We start from the raw sequence: 23,348 nt of genomic DNA on the forward strand, positions 1-23,348 counted from the left end.
GCGCCGATCGCTCTACTCCTCCGGTAGCCCAATGCACGTACTCGCCCGCTGCAACCGAAGATGCGCTGACCAGTTCCATGCGATTTGCGCGAGCGGGGGCCAAGGTTTGCCAAGCGCAATGTCGGGATGGCGGGCCTCGTCCACGGGATCGCCATATCCTTCCCGCCAATCGTCAATTACTTGCAGCAGCCTTGCGCATGTGGAAGAGGCATCATCCTCCACAAGGGCCCGAGCGAAGAGCTGAGCACGAAGAGCCGTGATTGCCCGCGGAACTCTCTCATATGGTTGATGGGCAGCATTTGCTGGCAGATCTTCGATGCAAATATCGCGCAGAGCATCCGCGATGGCGCCTCCAAGCTGTTTTACTGTAGACCCTGGAAGCGCGACGACCTCCCTCACGAAGTCCTCAGCGCGTATGTTGCGGACGACGCCGTGGACGATCCCTAGCGCATGCTGATCCCCTCTCTCCGCAAGCTGCAAAATGCGTTTGCGCAGAGATGGGGTTCTCTCTGCTATTCGGGCGACGGCCTGGGCTAAATCCCTGCCGTCATAAAAGCCCCGAGGCTTCAAGCCTTCAAGGAGGAATGAAAGCAGGTCATCTCCTGCTTCAGGTGTTCCGAGCGCGGCAAGGGCGCCAGCCCATTCTGCCCCCGAATGCTGTTGTATGCAGAGTTTTTTGATGCACCGCAGGGCTGGCAAGGCATCCGCGTGCCCGCATGATCCTAACGCTCCAAGAATGCGGCGAAGGCTGTAGTCTTTGGTGTTCACATCGTATGTCAGCAGCCGTTCTACAGCTTCAAAGGGCTTGCCGCCGAATATCATCAACTCCAGCAACTCATCCCATCGATACCAGCGCTCGGAGTATTCCCACGTCCATTTCTCGTCGAACCTGCGCGCATCGAGTCCGTCAAGGCATTTCACGGCCGAGGCGGCGTCGACCTCATGGCCCAGTTGGAGACACAGTTTCAAGAAGTCTGAAACGTCGGCAATAGAGCCTCGGTCCAAAATACATTGCCGAACTTGTTCGAAGCGATCTCCGCATTCCATCCGCGCCGCCGAGTGGGCGAGCCCTATGGCCTGTTGGACCGCACTCTCCGAACCGTCAGCGAGCAGCCGGGGCAAGACGTCGAGAACGCGGCCTGCCACTGCGTCTGTCGGCTGGAGTCCGCGCTCCTTGCGGGCGACCCTCCGCTTTGCCACGAGGCTTACATCGAAGTGGCCGAGGGTCTTCTTGCCTATCGACCAGATCGGGTCCGGGCAAAGGACTGCAAGAACACGCGCGGCCTCGCGGCCGAACTCGGGATCAGTAAGGAAAGCGCTCATTACATCGATGACCGCATCCACCTGCTCTTTTGGGGGAGGAGGTCTTTCGGTAGTGTCCTCGTTGGATACATCATCTGCATTGCTGCCGGACGCTAAGCTTAGCATATTCTGGCCATACCGGTGTTCGTAACTCAGGCGAGCCCCTGAATCGTGAAGGATTGCGCCGCGTTGATATGCGGCTTTGAATTCAGCCTTCTCTTTCCGCCAGCGCTCCAACTCGGCCTGGATCAAGCTGCGCAGAGGGGGCAGCAGATTCACGTCTGGGAAGGTCGCCATCGCCTCGGCGAGGTAGTGCAGAGCATGACGCGACGCGCTTGGATCAGCCACCAATCTATCAGCCCACTTCTCAAGTAAGGCGACGATCTGTACGCGCAATTCTGGACCGAGCGGCGTTCGCGTGTCGCGGCCGAACTGGTTGCCAAAGGCCCTCATCATCAGCTCGGCGATCTCTCCTATCTCGCCGCCGTTGGTGGGCTCGTACTCTAGAATCGCTGTTGCCAGCACGTTCTTGTCCGCGTGATAGAGAGCCTTCGAAAGCGCCTCCCGCTGGCCAGCCAGCAGCGCCTTTCGCGCGGGAACATCGGCTGCCCTGCGGCGTGTCTCGACGTCGAGGAACTCGGGAAGCAACTGACGCACGCCATTGAGGTCGAGCAGCGGGGCCAACGCCTCAATCTCCCGCGGCCGCTCGCCTGCACGGCAAATCTCCAGCAACCGCTCCTGACTGACGGCGGCGGTTCGTTTGACGAAGCGCAAGGCGCCGTAAGGCGACGGACGCCCCTCTAGGATGTGCACTAGCAGCGCATCCGACAGCCTGTCCGGTTCGAGCGCTGCAACCTTTTCGAAAAGACCATGCCCATCCGAACCGCGCTCGAACTGGAGAGCAAGGAGTTCGGAGACAAGATCGACGCCGACATGCTCGCCCCTGTCCTTCAATGAGAGCGCAAATCTCAGCCGGGGAGCGCCAGCCTCCATCTTCTGCAGAGCCCTTTGCGCCGCAGCTGCAGCCTTTTCACGCCAAGGCGGGTTCCACAAGTCCTCGATTTGGCCTCTCTGGACAAGCAGCTCCCATGCTTTGTCGGTTATCCCCCTCAAGAATTCCGCCAGTAGCTCGTCAAAGTGATAGAAGGAGAGCGTGTCAGCAACTTCGGCCTGAACTTCTGCCTCGCGGCTGACAAGCGCGCCTTCAAGCGCCATTTGTGCACCCTCGATGCCGCTGTTCGAAGCGAGCATCGTCAGCACACTTCGGCGGCCGCTTGGCTCAAGACCAGCCGTAAGTGCCTTCCAATTCGGCCCTAGTACGCGTGGGTGATCGAAGCGATGATCCTGAAGAGCTTGCGCAGCAAGTTGATCGCGCTCTTCCCTGATCGCGCTCCAAAGCGCATCTGCGAAATCCTCTTTGCCACACTTCATGATGAAACGAATTGCGCGTGCTTTCGAGATCGGCAGCCACTCGTCGACGAACTTCTTGATGGCCGGAGCGATCTTTGTCCAAACCGAGTCTGGAGCGGCCGCGATCATTTCGCCCGCAAGATCCGGATCGATCCCCATCGCTCTCAATATCATGAAGGCCGTGGCATCTACTCCGTCCTCACCCGCGGAGCTCTCAGCCGCAAAAAGCAAGGCTTCGGTCCACACACGGCGGTTTAGGACTTGGTCGAGCGCGCCAAGTGCACCGTCATCGCGCAGTGCGAGCACGGCAAGCCTGCGCACCTCCTGCGCCGCATACCATTCATTGAGGAGCTGGTGCTGGAATTGGTAGCTTAGCTTGCTGCGCCCTCTTTCAATCAGGCAGTGATGATCGCGCAATGCTGCAAGGACGATGTCCGCCTTGACCCCCTCGGTTTCTATGCCAGCGCCCACCAAATCTAAGGAGACCCTGTTGACGACGATCCGCGCTTGATCGCCATTGAGTTCTGCTGTTTCCGCCTTCAGCATTTCGACCGCGAGAGCGGTCAAGTATCTATCGTGATGCAACCCCAGCACTTCGCGCAGGGGCTTCGCATGTTCAGGCTTTGCCGCCATGGTCTCCAGCATGCCTGTTATCAGCCCTTCCCTTGTCGTGGCCTGTGATCCTGCCGAGCGGGTGGCGCAAAATGCAGACAGAAAAAAGGGATTGCGCACGAGTTCGAGGAGGGTGCCAGAGCGCCGCAGCTCTGCCAAAGCAGCTTCCACATTCGGACCAACGCGATTCATTACAATCTCGCGGATTTGCTCGCGGGTTAAGGATTGCAGCACAATCAAAAGATGCTCTCCCCGAAGGGGCGGAGGAGCCAGCGGGCGCGTCCCTACCACGAGGCCCGCCATAGGGTACGAGACGGCAAAGAGATCGAGAGCTGACCCGATCTTGTCGCGCTCGGCAGCGCTTAGCTCATTCCAACCATCGCAAAAAACAGCCATGCAACCGCTTCGAGCAAGTTCGTGCCACGCGCTCTCCGATACGAGCCTGCTGATCTCCAAGCGTTCGAGATGGGAAAGCACATCGTCATCTTGATTGAACAGGTCCTTCAGCCGAAGGTAGACGCCAATGCATTCGTCGCCGGATTCCGAGTATGCGCGCGCCAAGTCGAGTAGCGCGATCGACTTGCCCCCTCCGGGCGCTGCCTGGAGCACCGCCTTGGCCCCGCTTTGCAAACTCTCAAACAGCTCGGCGCGAGAGAACGGGCTAATCTCCTTCGTTACCTTTTGCATGCCGAGCGGCGGGGTGAACTCGGGCTTTCGAACTTCTCGCGCAAACCTCCCGATGATCCCACTTGCCGCATCGCGAGCCAACACGATATCGGCGCTCCGGATATCGCATTCCGCCGCCCGCAGTTCAGCATCTCTGGCGTACCGGCTCGCAGGAGACGTTCGTGCAAACTCTCTGAACGCCTCCGCATTGTTTACCTCTTCGGCCTTGAGCCACGAGGCAATCTCACCGGCTTCAGGCAAACCGCGCGGCCCGCACAGAGACTCCAGCCGCGCTGCGATCCTTATGAAGGCGGCATCATCCGCATTGCCCCGCCAATTGGATAGGTCCTCTTCCTGAAGGATGTTATGCGGGAACGGACGTTCCGCTTCGCCAATCCGAACCGGCAACAGCGCATGACGGCGGTGTGCCGCCGTGGCTTCCGCCGCTACCACGTCGGACCTATATATTCCGTCCGGCGTTACGGACTTCGGGGTCCAGACGACTACCGCGCAGGTCGCGGCATCCAAGGCGCGTTTGATGCAGGTAATCCAGTTGCCACCCCATTCGAGGCGATTGTCCCACCAGACGGTAAATCCCCGCTCCTGAAGAGCACGGACAAGCATGCGGACGAGATCCCGATCTTCTCTTTTATAAGATATGAAAATGTCCGCCATTGTCAGTGCCGTAGCCTGCTCCTAACCTTCGCGCCGAAATCATTGCAACTGCGCCTCGCAGTCATAGGAAAACCGCCCTGCATGATGATTGCCACAGACACAACCGCGTTTCGCTACCTTTCCCCACTGGTGGAGGGGTAACTCAAACGCGCGCCGCGCGATAGCTTCGAGCATCGGAATCTCCCAGGCATTGCTTATGTGGATCGTCACACATCTGTCTCCATAGGCACGGAAATCAACATCGAGCAGCGAGTCAGGGCCAGCGCATCTCGGATTGGCAAACCGGCGCGATCTGGTCCGAGGCTCGTGCCCGACGGCGACCGCATCTTGATCTAGGATGATCTTTTGTTCGGTGTGGAGGAGGCGGGGAAGCTGTGCTTGTGATTTGAACGAGAGTGGCCCAGCGCACGCACTTGCGGCGTGGGCGCTAAGTTCTTGACGCCCATGCACCTTACCGTTTTCTACCTTTGATCAACAGATTCTCGGCAAGATGACGGTAAATTTCCTGCGAGCCTTCGTCTAGCGACGACYAAGTTTCATTGTCTGCTTCGCAAAGCTCGCGTGCCAAATTTTCGATTTCATTGCGGCTGGGGTATGCCATGTAGCCTCCGATTTTCGCATTAAAGGATAGCACGTGCTGAGGTACCGAAATTGCACTTTTGGCACTTCTGCCCAACTTGGAATGCGGGGTTGCTAACAAGCGGCTTGCAAGAGACGCTTGGCGTCGAAGCCTGAGCCGATCGAATCAGCAAAGAAACGGCTAGCAGGCTCAGAGAGAAATATTGAATGAATCAGAAAGCCACGCAGATCACGAACATTAACTTCGAGAGATTCGAGGCTGCTTTCGTGAGCACCGATGACATAGGCATCGTAGTGCGTTGCGAGTATGAAATTGAACGTGCTGCATACCGAGCATTGTCGGCTATGGTGCCAAAGTACGATAAATTCAAACACCGATACCTATCAGATCATCTGAAAACGTTTCGGGCGTTCAACTTCTCTGGCCCAATATTCCAAGTCGCAGATTACGTCAGAAAAGTCCGCAATGAGTTTGCGCACGATGGCATCGAGCAGATAACCGAGCAGCACGTGAAGGAACTCTGCTCACAGGCAGGCAGCGGATTTGGTGGGCGGCCAATTCTTGACTGGACACTCGGACTAGGGATGTGGGGTGCCAAAAGAGAAACCAAATGGTCGGAATTTAACAGTCGCCAGCAGTTTGTCCTGATCTCGGCGACTGATGCAGCAGCTATAGATACGTTGCCTCAAAGAATTCCTCAGACACTACGTTTAGATCATTTGTCGGAACTCTGAGCCTCCGCTGGCTTTGGTACCCGCGTGCCGCATCAAGAGACTGCTGCGCTAATCCCGCACTGCCACCGAGTCTACGCTAGGGTGCAGGTCGGAATAGGCCGCGACGCATGCTTGGTGCGGTAGCATTGTCCGCGGGAGCGGTCCGCGCTCTCGGGTTCCAGGTTGGGTAACAACCCTATACCCGAGACAAAACCTTATCACGCCGAAGCGTGTGGTTGCTTTAGCCGCAAACACACAGAAAGTACGATCTCCTCTCAGTATGAGACGATTGCTGGGGTTGCGCTAAATTCAGAGTGAGAACTACAATTTCCCGACTGCGCGCGGTTGCGAATTATCGTAACAGTCGGGAAAAGCGGTTCATTTCTTCAATTTTATGAAACTGCTCGAATAGCCCTTTTCAACCAATCGACCGGCAACGTCGCAACCGCAAAGCCGTGAGCTGCTGCGGACAATGTTCCGTGTCCAATGCAACCCGCGCGGCACGCCACAACGTCGATTTATGGAGGCCCGGAAACTCAGCGCGCATCTCCGGAATATTCGGCGACCGTCCGTGTCGCTCGCGAAACTTGCGAACGAAATCGAGTACATTCGGATCGCGTTTGCACCCGCGCTTTCCAGTTGAAGCTTTTCTGGTCACCTGGCGCGACGGAGCCGACGGCGTGGGGGGCCGTGGCACCCCGGGCGTATCAGCAATCTTAGCCGGCTGCGGCACGCTCTTAGGTACGGGTGAACCGGTGCCGATCACAGGGCGCAAGTACCAAACGGCAGATGGTACAAAGGCGCCGAGGAGTTCGAGCGAGATTGCGAAGAACACCGCGCGTGCAAAGCCGACGCTCTCGGTGCGCCATCCGAAGACGTCGGAGATCGTGGTCAACTCGGGGCTAGCGGCTTTGGCCTCATCAGGAGCTGGAGTTGTCAGCTTCCGTCTGATCTCGTCGATACGCATCCTCAGGCCGTCGGCCTCTGCCGCGTTGGCCCGCGCTGCTTGCTTTAGCGCCGCCTTCTCGCAGAAGCGCTGGGTAGATGGGAATACATGGAGCGGGTTACATGCATCAGTCGTTCGCCAACGGGCGTCGGCCTTGAAGCCATCGATCTCAGCCTCAACCGCTGCCACGGGAGGTGGCGATCCCAGCTCAACAATGCGGTTCTCAGCAGCGGTCATCTCATTGCGCAAATCGGTTTCGACCTGTGATGCGGTCCTGGTCTTTGCGTCATTCGCCGCTCGCTCGATGGCGGTGATCGACGTCAAGGACCACAGCGAAAGGCCCAGCAACATCGCAAAGACGACGCTGAGCGTTCGTGCAGTTGCCCTGTGTGATCGTGCCCACAATGCTACGATGATCGCGGGCAGGCCGATCTTCACAACATCGGCGATTGCGAGCGCGGCTCCAGTCAACCAGGGCTGTGGCTCTAAGCCTGCGAGGATGATCCCGTAGCGATAGGCGTAGATGACGCTGGTGCTGGCTGCTGTGACTGCGATAGCCATCACGAGCAGCCAGCCAATGATCGTGAGCGCAAGACGAAGTTTCGGCACAGGATGCGTCCCAGATTGTTGACGACGGTGCCAAGCATCTTCAGCAAGAACGCAACGACCAAAGGCCGAGATGGCTAGGCCTTGATGAGGGACTCGTATTCGGAATGATGGTCAAGCCATTGGTCAGGACCAATCTGGTGCGGAAAAAATTGCTCGCAACGAGCGCGACTTTGTCGGGATTTCAGACAACTAAGTCTGTCGGGTGAGCGATTCCCGGATTGATGCGGCACGCGAATAAAATGAGTCGAAGAAAGTGCAATCGCTGATGCGGGGGGCTCTGCTTCTGTGGTTCGGGCGAACTCAGGGCGCTGATCTCGGTCAGCGCCTTTTTCGGCGCGCGAAATAGATCATATCCAGATCATATGCGATCGCGAAAGAAGGGTGGAAATGTCGTAAGATGTTGTTTTTGCTGGTGGGCCCGCCAGGACTCGAACCTGGAACCAGACGGTTATGAGCCGTCAGCTCTAACCATTGAGCTACGGGCCCGCGCGGGTTCTCCATACCAGATGTTCGGCGAAGGGCCAGAGCTGGTCCGCGAATCTCCGCCGGCAATCTGTCGCCGGGGCAACTTTATTGAGTTTTCCGGCCCCCGCGATCCTGGATTCTGTTGTTGACGATGACGGCATGAGCCCGCGCCTTATACACCTCGATACCGGCTTAGCCGATCGGGAGGCTACCGGGAGATCCGAAGGTCGCAAGACAACCCCAAATTGCGCATCGACGCTCAATATCGCGCGTTCAGCCCAGATACAGCATTTCGCCCTCTTTTACCCGCGAACCGTTTATAGCGAGCAGAGAAAAGGTGAGGAGACCCCCATGCTAAGCGCCCCGCGTTCTCGAATTTTCGTTTCGCTGCTCAATATCGCTCTGGCGTCCGGTTTCCTCGTGACGCAGGCAACCGTCTTGCACGCTGAGGATAAGGTCATGGAACGCACGATTACCGTTTCCGCAACGGGTACGGCCGAAGCTGAGCCCGACAGCGCCCGCATCACCTCAGGGGTCACGACGGAAGCCAAGACCGCGCGCGAGGCGCTGGCCGCCAACAGCGAGACGATGAGCAAAGTCATCGCGGAGCTCAAAAGCAGCGGCATCAATCCGAAGGACATCCAGACTGCGGCGTTCAACGTCGAGCCCGTGATGGATTTTTCCAAGGACGGGCAGCCGCCGGTGCTCCGGGGCTATCGGGTGAGCAACCAGGTCGTCGTCCACGCTCGCGAACTCGGCAAGCTGGGCGAAATTCTCGATCAGATCGTGAGCGCTGGCGCCAATCAGATTCAGGGGCTGACGTTCGAGGTGTCGAAGGAAGACACGCTCAAGGACGAGGCGCGCAAGGAAGCGATTGCCAATGCGCTGCGGCGCGCCAAGTTGCTGGCGGCCGCCGCCGGCGCCGAAGTCGGCAACGTGATCCAGATCTCGGAAGAGACGACGTCGAGCGGCCCTGTGACGTACGCTCCCCGCATGGCAAAGGCTGCGATGGCTGCCCCGATCGAGACCGGCACGAGCACACTCGAAGCCCGCGTGACTGTGACCTGGGCGCTGAAATAGCAGCGCCATTCAGGCGAGGTTGATCAGGCGAGGTTGACGACTTCGACGTCGACCTTCGCCGTCGTTCCGCCGCCGGGCTGCTTCAACCAGTCACCGAAGTTGTGCATCTCGCCGGTTTCGCGGACGCGCGCGAGACGGGCAAGATCGATCTCGGCCGACACCCATTCCGCCGCGTTGAGCGTGCCTTCCGCGAGCACGCCGGTATCCGAAACATCGTGTTCGGAAGGCACATAGATGCCCGCTGCGCCCGCGTTGAAGTCGACGGCGGGGGACCAAGGCGCATCGCCGACCGTCGGGCTCTGCACGGCGGCAATCGTATTCTCGAGCGCGCGCGCCATCGAGCCTGTACGAACGCGGTGGTAACCGGAGGTCCGTTCCGTGCACGAGGGAACGAGCAGCACTTCTGCACCCGCTTCCGCCATTGCGCGAGCGATCAATGGAAACTCGCTATCGTAGCAGATGGCGATGCCGATGGTGCCGAGCGACGTCGAGAACACGCGCACCGGACCGCCTGCTGTGACACCCCAGTTGTGTTCGAAGGGCGTCATGACCAGCTTCTCCTGCTCGCCGACAGACCCCTTGGGCGTCACGAGCTGAGCCGCATTCACGAAGCGGCCGTCGGTCTTTTTGACCGGCCCCGATCCGACCAGAATATGCACGTTGTGCTTCTTCGCGAGTTCCAGATGAAGCTGGACGCGGCTTTCCTTGAGCTCCGCAACCTTCGTGAGCGTCGCCTGCAAATCTTCGTAGACCTCGGGTCCAAAGCAGGCAGCCTGCTCGATCGCCGCGTATTCCGGAAAGACCAGAAGCTCAGCACCCGTCGCCGCACCGTGCTTGACCCAGAGCGCGATCTTCTTCTCCCACTCGGCGAGCGTCCTCGGCTGGCCGATCGGATATTGAGAACTCGCGACTTTGAGAGACTTCGCCCGCATCAGAAGGTTTTCATCCAGAACTGCATCTTATGAGTCGTCTCGCCGGGCTGATCGATGTCTTTCCAGTCGTAGGTCGCGACGATGCCGTCCACCGGAGCGTACCCGCGCTTTTTCCAGAATGGATCAAGTGGGGCATAATCCGCCGGCTTCAACGGGTGATCGTCGGGCCGGACGACGCGGCAGAACGACGAATGCGTGAACCCGCCGAGTTTCTTCGCTTGCGCTTCGCGGCCATCGAAGAACGCGTGTCCGAGGCCATGGCCGCGATGGCTCTTCAACAGCACGCTCTCGCCGCAATAGAAGATCTTCGAAATGTCGTAGCCGGCTTTACGGAACGGCTCACCGAATTCGTCCGCATGCTCGATCATCGGTGCCCCGGTCGAAGCGCCGACCATCTGGTCGCCATCGTATGCAGTAACGACCACGGCGCCTTTTGCGGCGGCAAACTTCTCGAGATACTTTTCCTCGTACTCGAGCGTACCGTCGTAAAGATACGGCCAATCGCGAAACACGACGATGCGCAGGCGGCTGAGATCCGGAAGGACCTTGAGAATGTCGCTCCCGGTGACCGACCTGACTTCGAGGTTTTTCTTCTCGCCCGTAGCTGCCGCCATTACGATCGATGCCTCAGCCCGCGACCTGCGCGATCCAATCCGTCAGATTGTAATAGGTCGTGACGCGGGCGATCTTGCCGTCGCGGACCGCGAAGAACGTACCGGCGGGCAGAACGTATTTCTGGCCAACGGCGTCCGGCAGACCCTCTTCCGTATTCTTGTAAATGCCGTGCACGTTGAATTCCGCAGCGGCGCGCGTCGCGTCCTTCGAGACGAGGACGACGATGTCCTTCAGCTCTTCCTTGTAGTTGTGCGACATGCGCGCGTTGAAAGCGCGAAACTTCTCTTTGCCCTGGCGCCGCTCGCCCTGGTTGACGTCGTGGATCACGTCGTCGGCCAGGTAGTCCAGCATGGCATCGGTATCGCCTCGGTTGAAGGCGGCGTAGTAGTCGCGGATGAGCGCAGCCGTTGCGGCGCGGGCTTGCGATTCTGGCGTGGTATCGGACATCGGTTGTCTCTCCGGAAGGGTCGTCAATGGATCTGCGGGGGTCTTTAGCAGGTCGGACCGGAGCCTTCCATGTGCAAGCGTGGTGGGGTAAACGCGACATTTCACCTTCAGTTGCGGAATTCGGAGAAGCTAATGGCGCGCGTTCAAGAGCTTTTCGTTACCCAAATCTACCGGGAAGAGCTTCAACGCGGCCCGACCTCGGCTCTGATCCAAGAGCTTGACGAAGCCGCCCGCGAAATCTCGGCCCATGACCGGGCCGGGCAAGCCTGGGCAAAGGCGAATGATTATCCGGGATATACATCTTATGCCTCGCTCAACGACCTGCCCGACCGGCACCCGGCATTCGGTGATCTCGTCGGCGTTCTGGATCGGCATGCCAACGCCTTCGCTAAACTTCTTGAGTTCGAGCTGGACGGGAAGCGCCTGACACTCGATAGCCTCTGGATCAATGTTCTGAAGCCCGGCGGGCACCACACGGCGCACATTCATCCGCACTCAGTCATCAGCGGCACGCTCTATCTCGACGTCCCAAAGGACGCGAGTGCCATCAAGTACGAAGACCCGAGACTGGCGATGTTCATGGCCGCGCCGCCGCGCAAGCCCTCGGCGAAAGAGAAGAACAAGACGTTCGTCGCGGTCCAGCCCGTGGCGGGCACGCTTCTGCTCTGGGAAAGCTGGCTTAGGCATGAGGTGCCGGTCAATCATGCCAAAGCCGAGCGCGTTTCCGTAAGCTTCAATTATCGTCTCGATTGATCGATTGGACGAAGCAGGGGGAGGAGCGTTCTACTCTCCCAGAACATGGACGACGATCTGCCGCGTATGGGGTTTGCGCCGATGCTCGAAAAGATAAATGCCCTGCCAGGTACCGAGCATCATCTGAAACCCTGCGATGGGAACCGCCAGGCTCGTTTGGGTTAGCGCACTCTTAACGTGCGCCGGCATATCGTCCGGACCCTCCGACTGATGCACGAAGAGCGGATCGCCATCAGGCACCAGATGCTTGAAGAACGCGACGAGATCGCGCTGCACGTCCGGATCGGCATTTTCCTGGATCAGGAGCGACGCCGAGGTATGGCGGCAGAAGACATGCGCCATGCCCGTCTCGATGCCCGCGGTCCGGACGATCCGCGCCACGTCATCCGTAAATTCCAGCAGGCCGGTACCGCGCGTCTCAATTCGCAATGTTTCCTGAAATTGTCGCATCCTGGTGCCCGTCTCCGAGAGAGCCTATATAAGCGGGATGAGCAGAGCATTCGTCAAAGAATCCGATGCGGTCGAAGAGCTTCCCGACAAGCTCATCTCCGAGCACCGCAATCTGGTCACGCCGGAAGGCCTGACCCTGATCGAGGCTGAAGTCGAAAGGCTGCAGGCGGAGCTTGCTGAAGCCCAGCAGGCGAGCGATCGCGATGCGATTCAGCGCGCGTCCCGGGATCTTCGCTACTGGAAGCAACGTCTCGCTACCGCGGAGGTTCAAAAGCCCCCGTCCGATAGAGCCGCCGTGGCTTTCGGCTCCGTCGTGACCCTCGAAAGAGACGATGGGCGCATTCAGAAATACCGCATCGTCGGCGAGGATGAATCCGATCCCGCAAAGGGCAAGATTTCCTATGTCTCGCCCTTGGCCCAGGCTCTCATTGAAAAGAGCGTCGGCGATGTCGTTCACGCGGGCACCGGCGAAGCCGAAATCATAAAAATCGAGTAGGCGCGGGGCCCGCTCGGATCAGCTGTCGCAACCGCCGGCCGACGGCATGAACGACTTCATCGCCAGCTCGATTTCGTCAGCGGTCATGTCGCGCTGATGTGTTGCAATCGACCATTTGTGGCCGAACGGGTCTTCTATGATGCCGTAGCGATCACCCCAGAACATATCTGCGGGGGCCATCCGCAGCGTTGCGCCGGCTTTGACAGCCCGATCGATGAATGCATCGACGTCGGCGACGTAAAGATGGATCGTCACCGGACTGCCGTTGAGCGAGGTCGGCGCAAAAGAACCCCAATCCGGGCTTTCGTCGACGAGCATCACCGACGCGTTGCCGATCTTGATGGCCCCGTGCATCAGCTTGCCGTCCCTGCCGGCCAACCTCATCTTTTCGACGGCGCCGAAGGCTTTTTTGTAAAATTCGATGGCATCAGCCGCTCCGGCGCACACCAAATGCGGGGTGATGGCCTGAAGATCATCTCCTCGGATGACTTTCGGCTTTTCCTCAGTCTGGGTCATTTCGCTCCTCCTTTTTTATTGGTGGCCGCGTTTTTTCGCGGGGAAAGCGCATTGAATTGCGTGGCACCAGCGCAATCCGTCAGGTCATCTTCATGCGCAAAAAGGCTTCTTCATGCTTCATGAAGCCGGAATAGCAAAATAGCGCTGCTCTCTCCGGAGGCGAAGAAAATCTGTTCCTCAGGAATAACGGAGCGACACGGTGCGTTGCCTAACGCCTGACGGCCACACTGCAATAGTCAGAAATTTCGGGGAAATCTGGATTGTGCGGTGTCTCGTCCTTGACGACGTGCACCGTTTGCAGATCCGCTGAACGCGCCGCTTCCAGCTCTTTTGGATTATCGGAGAAGTAAACGATGCGCGCTGGTCTCGTCCCGATATGCTCGGAGATACGGAGATACGATGAAGGTTCGGTTTTGGGGCCAACATCGGTGTCGAAAAATTCGGAAAACAACGGTCGCAAGTCGCCTGTGGCGCTGAACTCAAAAAACAATTGCTGAGCCTGCACGGAGCCCGATGAGTAGATGTAGAGAGGCAGACCTTCCGAATTCCACTGCTTCACCGCCCGCAGAGCATCAGAAAAAATCGTGCTTCTGAGCGCGCCAGAGCGATAGCCGCTTTCCCAGATCAAGCCTTGCAGCTTCTTGAGCGGTGGAGCTTTGACGTCCCGCGCTTGCCAGCCGAGCAGGGCGCTCACGGCATCGCTTCCCCCAGCGAGTGCCTTTGCCTGCGCGAGAATATCTTGAACAATCGGGCTCATGAAATTGTCGGATACGAACCCTTCCAGACGATCCCGAGAGTAGGGGAAAAGCGTATCGCGAACGAAGCTGATGGGGCTGATCGTGCCCTCGATATCGAGAAGCACGGCATCGGCTTTAATGTGCACAAGCGCCTGCGTCTCGGGCGTCGCCAGCTGTAGTTCACTCACGTCGGGCGGCACCTTCACGCTGCTTGGTAGTTCGGCACGCTCTCAGCGATCGCGTCGCCGGTATAATGCGCGATCCAGCCCGAAGGATCGTTGAAAAGACGGATCACCGTGAAGTTTCCTTCCGATCCGCCATCGAACCAGTGCTTGGTGCCGCGCGGAACCGAGAGAAGATCGTCTGCCGTGCCGACGATCTGATAAACCTTGTCTCCGACGTGAAGATAAAAGGCGCCGCTGCCTTCGACGAAGAACCGAACCTCGTCTTCGTCATGCGTGTGCTCGCTCAAAAACTTCTGCCGCAAAGCCGGCCAGTTCGGATTGCCCGGACGGACATGAATGACATCGGCATTCGTGTAGCCGCGTTCATTTTTCAGGCGGTCGATCTGCGGCTTGTAAGCCGACAAGATTTCTTCCGAAGACGAATCCGATGAGAGCGGCTCCTCGGCTTTCCAGCGCTCGATGCTTGCGCCGGTATGAGCGAGCTCTTCCTTGATAAGATCAAAATCGATGGTGTCCAAAAGAACATCGGTGGCGTCGGCTGCGGAATAGACAATGAGCTGTGTCATGGTCGATAGCTCCTGAAGACAATGATCTGGTTGAACAGCGCTTCCAACGCCTCCAAATGGCGCGTGGCATCGCGAGGCGTCCTTCCCCAAGCGTAGAGGCCGTGGCCCGCGAGCAAATATCCCGGCGCACGTATCTGCTGCGCGGGTACTGGCTCCGCAAGGCGCGACGCAACCCGTTGCGAGAGCGCGTCGATATCTTGGTCATTGGCAAAGACCGGGACCTCGACGGTTGCCTCGTGAGTCGTCACGCCCAGAAGCGCCTTCTGTAATTCCCAGCCGTTGAGAAGGACTGCGCCGTCAACCAGGTGAGCATGCCCGATCACGGTCGAGGAGGGGCCATGAATATGGAAGATGGCGCCGATATCAGGATTGTCCGTGTATTGCCGGATGTGGAGCGCGGCTTCGGCAGAAGAGCCTGGCAAGAGCCGCTCGTCGAGAGCTTGGATCAATACATCCGACGCCGTCAGCGCGCCCTTATCGGCACCGCTTCGTGTAATCGCGACGCGGGTGGCATCGATCCGGACCGAGAAATTTCCGGAAGTCGCGGGCACCCAGTGCCGCGCGGACGCATAACGTCCAGCATCGATAACGGCCTCGATCGCCGTTTCGACCCGATCGTCGTCAAGGATTGCCAGTGCCACTGTCATGATGACAGTGATCCACTGATTTTATGATACTTGAATGACTAATAACGTATTCCGTTATCACATGAAAAAGGGCCGCTTTCGCGGCCCTTGATCGGATCAGTTGTCCAGGAAGCTCCTGAGCTTCCGCGACCGGCTCGGATGCTTCAGCTTTCTGAGCGCCTTCGCTTCGATCTGACGGATACGTTCGCGCGTCACCGAGAACTGCTGGCCGACTTCCTCCAGCGTGTGGTCGGTGTTCATGCCGATCCCGAAGCGCATGCGCAGGACGCGTTCTTCGCGCGGCGTCAGCGAGGCGAGCACACGCGTCGTCGTGTCCCTGAGGTTCGACTGGATCGCCGCCTCGATCGGCAGCACGGCGTTGCGATCCTCGATGAAGTCGCCGAGATGCGAATCCTCTTCGTCGCCAATCGGCGTCTCGAGAGAGATCGGCTCCTTCGCGATCTTCAGAACCTTGCGAACCTTCTCGAGCGGCATCGCAAGCTTTTCGGCCAGCTCTTCCGGCGTCGGCTCGCGCCCGATCTCGTGCAGCATCTGCCGCGACGTGCGGACGATCTTGTTGATCGTCTCGATCATGTGCACGGGGATGCGGATCGTGCGCGCCTGATCCGCGATCGAGCGCGTGATCGCCTGCCGAATCCACCACGTCGCATAGGTCGAGAACTTGTAGCCGCGGCGGTATTCGAACTTGTCGACGGCCTTCATCAGGCCGATGTTGCCTTCCTGAATGAGATCCAGGAACTGCAAACCGCGGTTCGTATATTTCTTGGCGATCGAGATAACGAGACGAAGGTTCGCTTCGACCATTTCCTTCTTCGCCTGCCGTGCCTCGCGCTCGCCCTTCTGGACGGCTTTGACGATACGGCGATATTCCGGGATTTCGAGACCCGTCTCGGTCGCGAGTTGATGAATCTCGCCGCGGATCTGTTCGACCTGAGACCGTTCGGTCTTGACGAACTGGCCCCACTTCTTGCCGTTGTTGGCGACGCGATCGAGCCACGTCTGATCAAGCTCGTTGCCGTAATATTCGTCGATGAAGTGCTGACGCGGCACGCCGTAGCTATCGGCGAGACGCATCAACCGCCCTTCGAGCCCGATCAGCCGCTTGTTGATCGCGTAAAGCTGCTCGACGAGGCTTTCGATACGGTTGTTGTTGAGCGACAGCGACTTCACGTCGACGATGATTTCGTCGCGGATCTTCTCGTAGGCTTTCTGCTGCTGGCGCGAGCCCTGATCGCCGACGAGCTGCTGCTCGATCTTCTTGTCCTGCTGCTTGCGGAGCTTTTTGTAGGTGGCGGCGATCTTGTCGAAGGTTTCCAGAACCTTCGGCTTGAGTTCCGCTTCCATCGCGGCGAGCGACATCGCGTTTTCGAACTCGTCCTCGTCCTCGCCTTCTGCGGGTGACTCAGGGCCGCCTTCAGACGGCTCTCCGTCGCCCGGCATGGCCGCAACCTCTTTGGCCTCGGGGCCTTCGTAGGTGGCTTCCAGGTCGATGATGTCGCGAAGCAAGATCTTGCCGTCGTTCAGCTCGTCGCGCCAAATGATGATGGCCTGGAAGGTGAGGGGGCTTTCGCACAGGCCCGCGATCATCGCCTCGCGGCCAGCCTCGATGCGCTTCGCAATCGCGATTTCGCCTTCGCGCGACAACAGCTCGACCGAGCCCATTTCGCGCAAGTACATGCGAACGGGATCGTCTGTGCGCTCGGCAGGCTCCGACTTGGCTTCCGATTTGACGAGGGCGTTGTTCTGCGCGACGAGCGCACGGCCTTCTTCGTCTTCCGCGAGCTCTTCCGCCCCTTCTTCCTTCTCCTCGCCTTCTTCGGTCTCTACGACCGTGATGCCCATGTCGGACAGCATGGCGTAAAGGTCCTCGATCTGGTCGGAAGACACCTCTTCCGAAGGCAGAACCGAGTTCAGCTGATCGAGCGTGACGTAGCCTTTGGCCTTCGCCGTCTTCAGAAGACGCTTAACGGCCTGGTCCGACAGATCGAGGAGCGGGCTGTCGCGTTCTGGGGCATCGGCGGCCTGATCTTTGTCTTCTGTCTTTTGGACTGCCTGCTGGGCGCGTGCCATCCTTGGTTCCTTGTCGTCTGGGCCGCTCCCGCACGAGAACGGCTAGATCACGAATTTAGGTTTCGAAACGCTGCCTGCTGCAACTTTCCGAAGCGGAAATGCTAATCACACGCCTAGCCGGCGCGCTTGACATCTGAATCGTTGTCGTCGGGCTGATCGAACTCATCCATTTGGTTCAGCGCCGTCTCGCGGGCGATCTGGCGCTTGATGTCGAGAAGGCGATTTTCAGCGTCTTCCGTGCAATCCCGATACCAAGCCTCCTCAGCGCTCTTCAGGGCAAGGCCAAGCTCGGCCTGTCGCTGTTGTAGCGCAAGAATATGGTGCCAGGCGGCTTCGACATCGGCGGCGGAGGCATCTGGCTCGGCAAAACGGTCGCTTTTGTGCGTAATCGTTCGCGCGACGAGGTCCACCACCTTTGCAACCCCCGATTTGCTCAATTGGGTTCGTAAAGTTGCGCTGTCAAGGGAATTCTGCCGCGCATGCACTGCCAAAATCTCATCGCGAAGCGCTGAGATGGCAGGCGAGGCGAACTCAATGACGGCAACCGCTTCCGAATGCTCATCAATCAGCCAGGGATGGTTAATAAGTGTTTTCAGGATCAACGCCTCGCGTGGCGATATACTCTGAAAATGACTTACGAGTTCCGGGCTGGCCGTTAAAGCCCCGGGATAGGGGGACTTGTTGGGAAAGCGCTTGTCGGCCGGAGCAAGGCGGCTGCGCTCGCGTCCACGCCAATCCGGCGCAGCCATAGGCCGCGCGTAGGAGGATTGGAAGGACGGCGCCCCTCCGGTCTTCCGATTGGCGGCAGAATTTCTGTCCCGGCCGAGCTGATACAACCTGTCGCGTAGCTCGCGGGCGTAGTGGCTGCGAACCGTCGCATCTTGAATGGACTCGGTTAGGCTCTTCAGTCGTGCTTCGAGCGCCGCCCGCTGTTCCGGCGTTCCCGTCGGCTGAGCCTTGAGCTCCCGGTCCCACAGCACGTCGATGAGCGGACGCGTCTTCTCCAGAACTTCCATCATGGCACCGGCACCCCGCTGACGGACGAGATCATCCGGATCGAGGCCGTCTGGGAGAAAGGCGAATGAAACGCTAAAGCCTGGCTTGACCAGGGGCAGAGCGATCTCGACGGCACGATCGGCAGCCTTGCGGCCGGCGCCATCGCCATCGAAGCACAGAGTAGGTTCTGGTGCAAAACGCCACAAAAGCTTCAACTGATCTTCGGTCAGCGCCGTTCCAAGCGGCGCGACGCTTTCGTTGAAGCCCGCCTCCGAGAGGGCCACGACGTCCATATAGCCCTCGACCGCGATCACCCTGTTCTTGTCATGGGCAGCCGTCCGGGCGCGCGCGGCGTTGAACAGGATGTGGCCCTTGTGAAACAGCGGAGTTTCCGGCGAATTCAGGTACTTGGCGGGTACGTCCTTTTCGAGCGCACGGCCCCCGAACGCGATGACGCGGCCTTTGAGATCGAGGATCGGAAACATCACCCGGTTGCGAAACCGGTCATAGGGCTCAGGGATGTCGTCCCCTGCAATCAGCATCCCGGCGGTTGCCATGTCGGCCGGCGAAAAGCCTTTGCCCTTGAGGTGAGCGCTGAGCGCGGTGCGAGAGTTCGGCGCGAAGCCGAGCCGGAACGCCTGGATCGTTTCTTGCGCCAGCCCCCGCCGCTCGAGATAGCCCCGCGCTTCAGCACCGAGGCCCGTGCGCAGATTGCTCTCGAAAAACGCGGCCGAGGCTTCCAGAAGCCGGTAAAGCCGTTCGCGCTGGTCTTCCTGCTCGACGTTGCGCTCGGCGGGCTTGGGCATCGCGACGCCCGCTTCCGCCGCAAGCCGCTCCACCGCCTCCGGGAATTCCAGCCCCTCGGTCTTCATCAGGAAGGTGAAGATGTCGCCATGCTCGCCCGAAGCGAAGCAGTGGTAGAACCCCTTCTGATCATTGACGAAGAACGAGGGCGACTTTTCCGCCTTGAACGGCGAAAGGCCCCGGAATTCACGGCCCGATTTTTTCAGCGCGACTTTCCGGCCGACGACCTGACTGACGAGCAGCCGGGATCGGATTTCATCCAGAAGGTTCGGACTGAAGCGCATGAGCGCGGAAAGCCTCGATGAGCGAAAACGACGCCCCGGCCCCTTTTGGGGAGCCTCGGCGTGATACTGAATAGGTGATTCGCTGAGAAGCTCGCCCGTTCAACGCCTTGTCACGACGGACGATACCCACTTTCCACAGGCTCACGCACGCAGCCGCGCTGTCGGAGTTTAGCCGAGCGCGGCTTTGACGGCGGCGCTCGCCTTCTGAAAATCCATCTGTCCCGCGTACTTGGCTTTGAGCACGCCCATGACCTTGCCCATGTCCTTGGCCGATGACGCGCCGGTTTCCTTGATGGCGTCGACGATCGCGGCGCTAACAGCGCCTTCATCCATCTGCTTTGGCAGGTAGGCTTCGATAATATCGATTTCGGCCTGCTCGGTGGCGGCCAGATCGGGGCGGCCGCCGCTGGTGTACTGCGCGATGGAATCGCGGCGTTGCTTGACCATCTTCGTCATGACGGCAAGGACGCCTGCGTCGTCGAGTTCCTTCTTCGTTTCGATCTCCGCGGTTTGGATCGCGGCATTGATAAGCCTGAGCGTCGCAACGCGTTGTTTCTCTCCGGCTTTCATTGCCGTTTTGAGATCGGCGTTGATCTTCGCGCGCATGGATGTCTCCTTGGAACCAAGGGATTGGTTTACGAGGTGCGCTTATGCCCCCGCAAGCGCTGCGGCGACAAGTTTTACGAGCTGACCATAATTGACGTTGAAAGGTCGTTACCCTAGGTTCCCGCGCGATTTGAGCCTTTGCTCGAAGCCCCATTCAATGGATGACAGATGACCGCACCTGAACCCTGGACAGAAGTGCCTCTGACGGCGCGCCTCGTGCTTGACGATGGCACAGTCATTGCGGGCCGCGGTCTCGGTGCGACAGGCACCGCCGTCGGCGAGGTTTGCTTCAATACCGCGATCACCGGCTATCAGGAAATTTTGACTGACCCGAGCTACGCCGGACAGATCATCACGTTTACCTTCCCGCATATCGGGAACGTTGGCGCCAATGCCGAAGATACCGAGACATCGAACCTCGCGTCGCGGTCTGGCGTCAGGGGCTGCATCCTGCGCGCTGATATCACCGCTCCGTCGAATTACCGCTCAGCCGAGGATCTCGATCAATGGCTGAAGACGCGCGGCATCATCGCGATCACGGGCGTCGATACGCGCGCCCTGACGGCGCGTATTCGCGAAAAGGGCATGCCGAACGGCGTCATCGCGCACGATCCGGCCGGCAAGTTCGACATCGATGCATTGAAGGCCGAGGCGAAAGCCTGGCCCGGCCTGCTGGGCCTCGATCTCGTGCCGGAAGTGACGAGCGGCCAGAGCTACTCTTGGGATGAGCAGCGCTGGGTTTGGAACGAAGGCTTCAAACGCAACGAGGATCCGGAATTCCATGTCGTGGCCATCGACTACGGCCTGAAGCGGAACATCCTGCGCTGCCTCGCCACCGCCGGCTGCAAGGTCACGGTCGTCCCGGCGACGGCAAAGGCCGAAGACGTGCTCGCCCGCAATCCGGACGGCGTTTTCCTGTCCAACGGTCCGGGCGACCCGGCGGCAACCGGCGAATACGCGGTGCCTGAAATCAAGAAGCTCGTCGACAGCGGCAAGCCGATGTTCGGGATCTGCCTCGGCCACCAGATGCTCGGTCTGGCGCTGGGCGCGACGACGAAAAAGATGCATCAGGGCCATCACGGCGCCAACCATCCGGTGAAGGACTTCACGACCAACAAGGTCGAGATCGTTTCGATGAACCACGGCTTCGCTGTCGACCGCGAAAGTCTCCCGGCAGACGTCGTCGAAACGCACGTCTCGCTGTTTGACGGGTCGAACTGCGGCTTGGCGCTCAAGGGCAAACCCGTCTTTTCCGTGCAGCACCATCCGGAGGCGTCACCCGGCCCGCAGGACAGCCACTATCTCTTCACGCGCTTCGTCAACATGATGCGTGAACAGAAGGGCCAGACGGCACGCCGCGAGCGCTGACCGATGAAAATACCGGGGGGAGCGAGAAGTGTCGCCGGAGGCTTGGTCGCCGCACTTTTGACGGCGCTCACGTTCGGGGCGAGCGCACGCGCCTGCACGTTCGAGCGCGGGCCGTTTCTTGAAGAGATTGCGCGTCAGGCAAAGACGTGTGCGCATCCCCTGTGCGGGCAAATCCTCGCGACGGGTCCGGCGGGTTCCGAGATTTCGGATGCCTCATGTGCGGGTAATCCGTGGATCCGTCTGAAGGCGGCAGCATCCGCCGCCATGTCGTCTGGCGGCGTTCTCATTCTCGGCGAGACCCACGACAATGCCGAACATCATCTTCTGCAAGCGGCAGCCGTCGAGGAGTTCGGAGGCCAATCGGCCGAGAAGCGGCCGGCGGTCGTTTTCGAACAGCTTCGCTCTGATCAGGACGCGGGCCTCGCCAGCTTCAAAACCTTGTCCGGCAGCGCGACGCCCGGCACCGGCACGCTCGGCGATCTGAAGCGGCTCGTCGACTGGGAGAAATCCTCCTGGCCGAAGGATATCTACGATCCGCTGTTCGCCACAGCGATCAAGCTGCGTCTCCCGATTTACGCGGGCGACGTCTCACGCGCCGAAATCATGAAGGCGGCCAAGGGAGGGGAGGCGGCGCTTTCGACGGAAAGCAGGTCGCGCCTCGGCCTCGACGCGCCTTTGGGAGAAAGCCTGGACGCGGCCTCGGTCAAGGAAATTGAGAACGCGCATTGCGGCGCTCTTCCGAAGGAAGCGTTCGGCGGCATGGCGTACGCCCAGCGGTACCGCGACGCGCATCTCGCGAATGCGGTGCTGGATGCGGTGGCGACGGACGGCTCCGCCTTTCTGATTGCGGGCACCGGGCACGCCCGGACGGACCGCGGCGTGCCTTGGTACATCCGCCAGCGCGATGGGCAGAAAAAGATCGTCTCGGTGATGTTCGTGGAGGTCGAGGACGGCAACGACGCCCCCGAGACCTATGTACCGCGAGGTCCCGACGGCCAGCCGGCTGCCGATTTCGTGGTCTTCACCGCACGCACCGAGCGTGGTGACCCTTGCGAGAAAATGCGCAAAAAATAGCCGGCCGACGGTGGCTTCCCGACCGTCCTCTCCGAAATCAACCTTGCTGAACTTTAAGATCGCTTCGCAGGCGCTTCTGAGTATAACCAAGGAAAAAATCTGGAGGAAATGAATGCGCGCGCTCTGCTTGGCCATCCTCTCACTTGCGATGGCGGCACCTGCTTTCGCAGCCGATTGCACCAACGAAGTTCTGGCCGCCTTTGCCAAGCAGCGAGCATCCAAGGCCTTCCGCGTCGAATTCAGCCAGCCGACGGCGGAGGGCGAGGCGCATATGCGGATCGACTACATGCCGCCCAACCGGATGCTGCAGACAGTGACGTCACCCGCCATGCCGGGCGAGCAGCAAACGATGCTTGTCGGAGACCGGGCATTTGCCGGAACGAGCGGCAGCTTTGAAGAGCTTTTGCCCCAGTATACCCAGTCGATCGTCGCCGAGGTGAACCAGACCGTATACGCGCCGCCCAAGGGCCTTGGAGACTTCGAATGTCTCGGCCCCACAAAGTTCGACGGCCACGATTTAGTCGCCTACCGCACCGCGGATAAAACGCCGCCGGGGGCCGATCATACGAAGACGATGGCGCGGACGATCTATGTCGATCCAGCAACTGGGCTGCCCGCCTTCAACGTCGTGGCGAGCCTTGCAGACGGGGCGAAGCCCGTCTTGAAGGTCAAGTATTCGTACCCGACCGATATCGACATCGTTGCGCCCACGAACGCTCCCGTGCAAAAGCTCCGTTAAGTCCA

General features: G+C 59.5%; 20 protein-coding genes and 1 tRNA gene. 7 read left to right on the forward strand and 14 right to left on the reverse strand.

The annotated features are described in order from the left end of the window. Nucleotides 1–12 precede the first annotated feature (12 nt). The gene (locus AB4Z24_RS07460; RefSeq protein ID WP_441707084.1) at nt 13–4,665 is read right to left on the reverse strand and encodes a TIR domain-containing protein; all 4,653 of its coding nucleotides are present in this window, start codon (nt 4,663–4,665) and stop codon (nt 13–15) included. 786 nt (nt 4,666–5,451) lie between these two features. Between AB4Z24_RS07460 and AB4Z24_RS07465 the strand changes: the two genes are divergently transcribed. Then, nucleotides 5,452–5,979 (forward strand): hypothetical protein, encoded by a 528-nt coding sequence (locus AB4Z24_RS07465; RefSeq protein WP_441707086.1) that lies wholly within the window; start codon nt 5,452–5,454, stop codon nt 5,977–5,979. A gap of 397 nt (nt 5,980–6,376) precedes the next feature. Here AB4Z24_RS07465 and AB4Z24_RS07470 read toward each other — a convergent pair whose 3' ends face one another. Both AB4Z24_RS07470 and AB4Z24_RS07475 read right to left on the reverse strand, forming a co-directional pair. Beyond that, nucleotides 6,377–7,513, reverse strand: coding sequence for a hypothetical protein (locus AB4Z24_RS07470; RefSeq protein ID WP_441707088.1), 1,137 nt, complete (start codon nt 7,511–7,513; stop codon nt 6,377–6,379). 410 nt (nt 7,514–7,923) lie between these two features. After that, nucleotides 7,924–7,999, reverse strand: a tRNA-Ile gene (locus AB4Z24_RS07475). 330 nt (nt 8,000–8,329) lie between these two features. On the opposite strand from AB4Z24_RS07475, the gene AB4Z24_RS07480 reads away from it, so the two are divergent. Next, nucleotides 8,330–9,058, forward strand: a complete 729-nt coding sequence (locus tag AB4Z24_RS07480) for an SIMPL domain-containing protein (protein ID WP_441707089.1) — start codon at nt 8,330–8,332, stop codon at nt 9,056–9,058. A 23-nt stretch (nt 9,059–9,081) separates the two neighbouring features. Here the strand turns inward: AB4Z24_RS07480 and AB4Z24_RS07485 are convergent, their stop codons facing one another. The 3 genes from AB4Z24_RS07485 to AB4Z24_RS07495 are packed head-to-tail and all read right to left on the reverse strand — an operon-like array spanning nt 9,082 to nt 11,052. Next, nucleotides 9,082–9,990 (reverse strand): carbon-nitrogen hydrolase family protein, encoded by a 909-nt coding sequence (locus tag AB4Z24_RS07485; protein WP_441707091.1) that lies wholly within the window; start codon nt 9,988–9,990, stop codon nt 9,082–9,084. Beyond that, nucleotides 9,990–10,604: a GNAT family N-acetyltransferase gene (locus tag AB4Z24_RS07490; protein WP_441707093.1), complete on the reverse strand. Its 615-nt coding sequence runs from the start codon at nt 10,602–10,604 to the stop codon at nt 9,990–9,992. Before AB4Z24_RS07490 ends, AB4Z24_RS07485 begins: the two co-directional genes overlap by 1 nt. A gap of 13 nt (nt 10,605–10,617) precedes the next feature. Further along, a complete protein-coding gene (locus AB4Z24_RS07495; RefSeq protein ID WP_290988735.1) occupies nt 10,618–11,052 on the reverse strand; it encodes a ketosteroid isomerase-related protein in 435 nt (144 codons plus the stop codon). Nucleotides 11,053–11,184: 132 nt separating this feature from the next. On the opposite strand from AB4Z24_RS07495, the gene AB4Z24_RS07500 reads away from it, so the two are divergent. Further along, nucleotides 11,185–11,805, forward strand: a complete 621-nt coding sequence (locus AB4Z24_RS07500) for a TIGR02466 family protein (RefSeq protein ID WP_441707095.1) — start codon at nt 11,185–11,187, stop codon at nt 11,803–11,805. Between the two features lie 30 nt (nt 11,806–11,835). Here AB4Z24_RS07500 and AB4Z24_RS07505 read toward each other — a convergent pair whose 3' ends face one another. Further along, nucleotides 11,836–12,255: a secondary thiamine-phosphate synthase enzyme YjbQ gene (locus AB4Z24_RS07505; protein WP_441707097.1), complete on the reverse strand. Its 420-nt coding sequence runs from the start codon at nt 12,253–12,255 to the stop codon at nt 11,836–11,838. A gap of 37 nt (nt 12,256–12,292) precedes the next feature. Between AB4Z24_RS07505 and greA the strand changes: the two genes are divergently transcribed. Next, complete coding sequence (gene greA / locus AB4Z24_RS07510) at nt 12,293–12,751, forward strand: transcription elongation factor GreA (RefSeq protein ID WP_441707099.1); 459 nt, start codon at nt 12,293–12,295, stop codon at nt 12,749–12,751. Between the two features lie 18 nt (nt 12,752–12,769). On the opposite strand, the gene AB4Z24_RS07515 is transcribed toward greA, so the two are convergent. From AB4Z24_RS07515 to AB4Z24_RS07545, 7 genes are all read right to left on the reverse strand, one after another. After that, a complete protein-coding gene (locus AB4Z24_RS07515) occupies nt 12,770–13,267 on the reverse strand; it encodes a VOC family protein (RefSeq protein ID WP_441707100.1) in 498 nt (165 codons plus the stop codon). Nucleotides 13,268–13,475: 208 nt separating this feature from the next. Beyond that, nucleotides 13,476–14,192: an acireductone synthase gene (gene mtnC / locus AB4Z24_RS07520; protein WP_441707102.1), complete on the reverse strand. Its 717-nt coding sequence runs from the start codon at nt 14,190–14,192 to the stop codon at nt 13,476–13,478. Between the two features lie 14 nt (nt 14,193–14,206). Beyond that, complete coding sequence (locus AB4Z24_RS07525) at nt 14,207–14,755, reverse strand: 1,2-dihydroxy-3-keto-5-methylthiopentene dioxygenase (protein ID WP_441707104.1); 549 nt, start codon at nt 14,753–14,755, stop codon at nt 14,207–14,209. Further along, a complete protein-coding gene (gene mtnB / locus AB4Z24_RS07530) occupies nt 14,752–15,402 on the reverse strand; it encodes a methylthioribulose 1-phosphate dehydratase (RefSeq protein WP_441707106.1) in 651 nt (216 codons plus the stop codon). The genes AB4Z24_RS07525 and mtnB overlap by 4 nt, the downstream gene beginning before the upstream one ends. A 96-nt stretch (nt 15,403–15,498) precedes the next feature. After that, nucleotides 15,499–17,472, reverse strand: coding sequence for an RNA polymerase sigma factor RpoD (rpoD, locus tag AB4Z24_RS07535; RefSeq protein WP_441707108.1), 1,974 nt, complete (start codon nt 17,470–17,472; stop codon nt 15,499–15,501). Nucleotides 17,473–17,585: 113 nt separating this feature from the next. Continuing rightward, nucleotides 17,586–19,556 carry a DNA primase gene (dnaG, locus tag AB4Z24_RS07540; protein WP_441707110.1) on the reverse strand — a complete coding sequence of 657 codons (1,971 nt, stop codon included), beginning with the start codon at nt 19,554–19,556 and terminating at the stop codon, nt 17,586–17,588. Between the two features lie 168 nt (nt 19,557–19,724). After that, complete coding sequence (locus tag AB4Z24_RS07545) at nt 19,725–20,162, reverse strand: GatB/YqeY domain-containing protein (RefSeq protein ID WP_441707112.1); 438 nt, start codon at nt 20,160–20,162, stop codon at nt 19,725–19,727. 168 nt (nt 20,163–20,330) lie between these two features. Here AB4Z24_RS07545 and carA point away from each other — a divergent pair, with 168 nt between their 5' ends. From carA to AB4Z24_RS07560, 3 genes are all read left to right on the forward strand, one after another. Further along, nucleotides 20,331–21,530, forward strand: a complete 1,200-nt coding sequence (gene carA / locus AB4Z24_RS07550) for a glutamine-hydrolyzing carbamoyl-phosphate synthase small subunit (RefSeq protein WP_441707114.1) — start codon at nt 20,331–20,333, stop codon at nt 21,528–21,530. A 3-nt stretch (nt 21,531–21,533) separates the two neighbouring features. After that, complete coding sequence (locus AB4Z24_RS07555; RefSeq protein WP_441707115.1) at nt 21,534–22,604, forward strand: ChaN family lipoprotein; 1,071 nt, start codon at nt 21,534–21,536, stop codon at nt 22,602–22,604. 112 nt (nt 22,605–22,716) lie between these two features. Next, nucleotides 22,717–23,343 carry a hypothetical protein gene (locus tag AB4Z24_RS07560; RefSeq protein ID WP_441707116.1) on the forward strand — a complete coding sequence of 209 codons (627 nt, stop codon included), beginning with the start codon at nt 22,717–22,719 and terminating at the stop codon, nt 23,341–23,343. Nucleotides 23,344–23,348: the final 5 nt, after the last annotated feature.

The organism is Hyphomicrobium sp. 2TAF46, from assembly GCF_052114865.1.
In the GTDB taxonomy this organism is placed as follows: Bacteria; Pseudomonadota; Alphaproteobacteria; order Rhizobiales; family Hyphomicrobiaceae; genus Hyphomicrobium_B.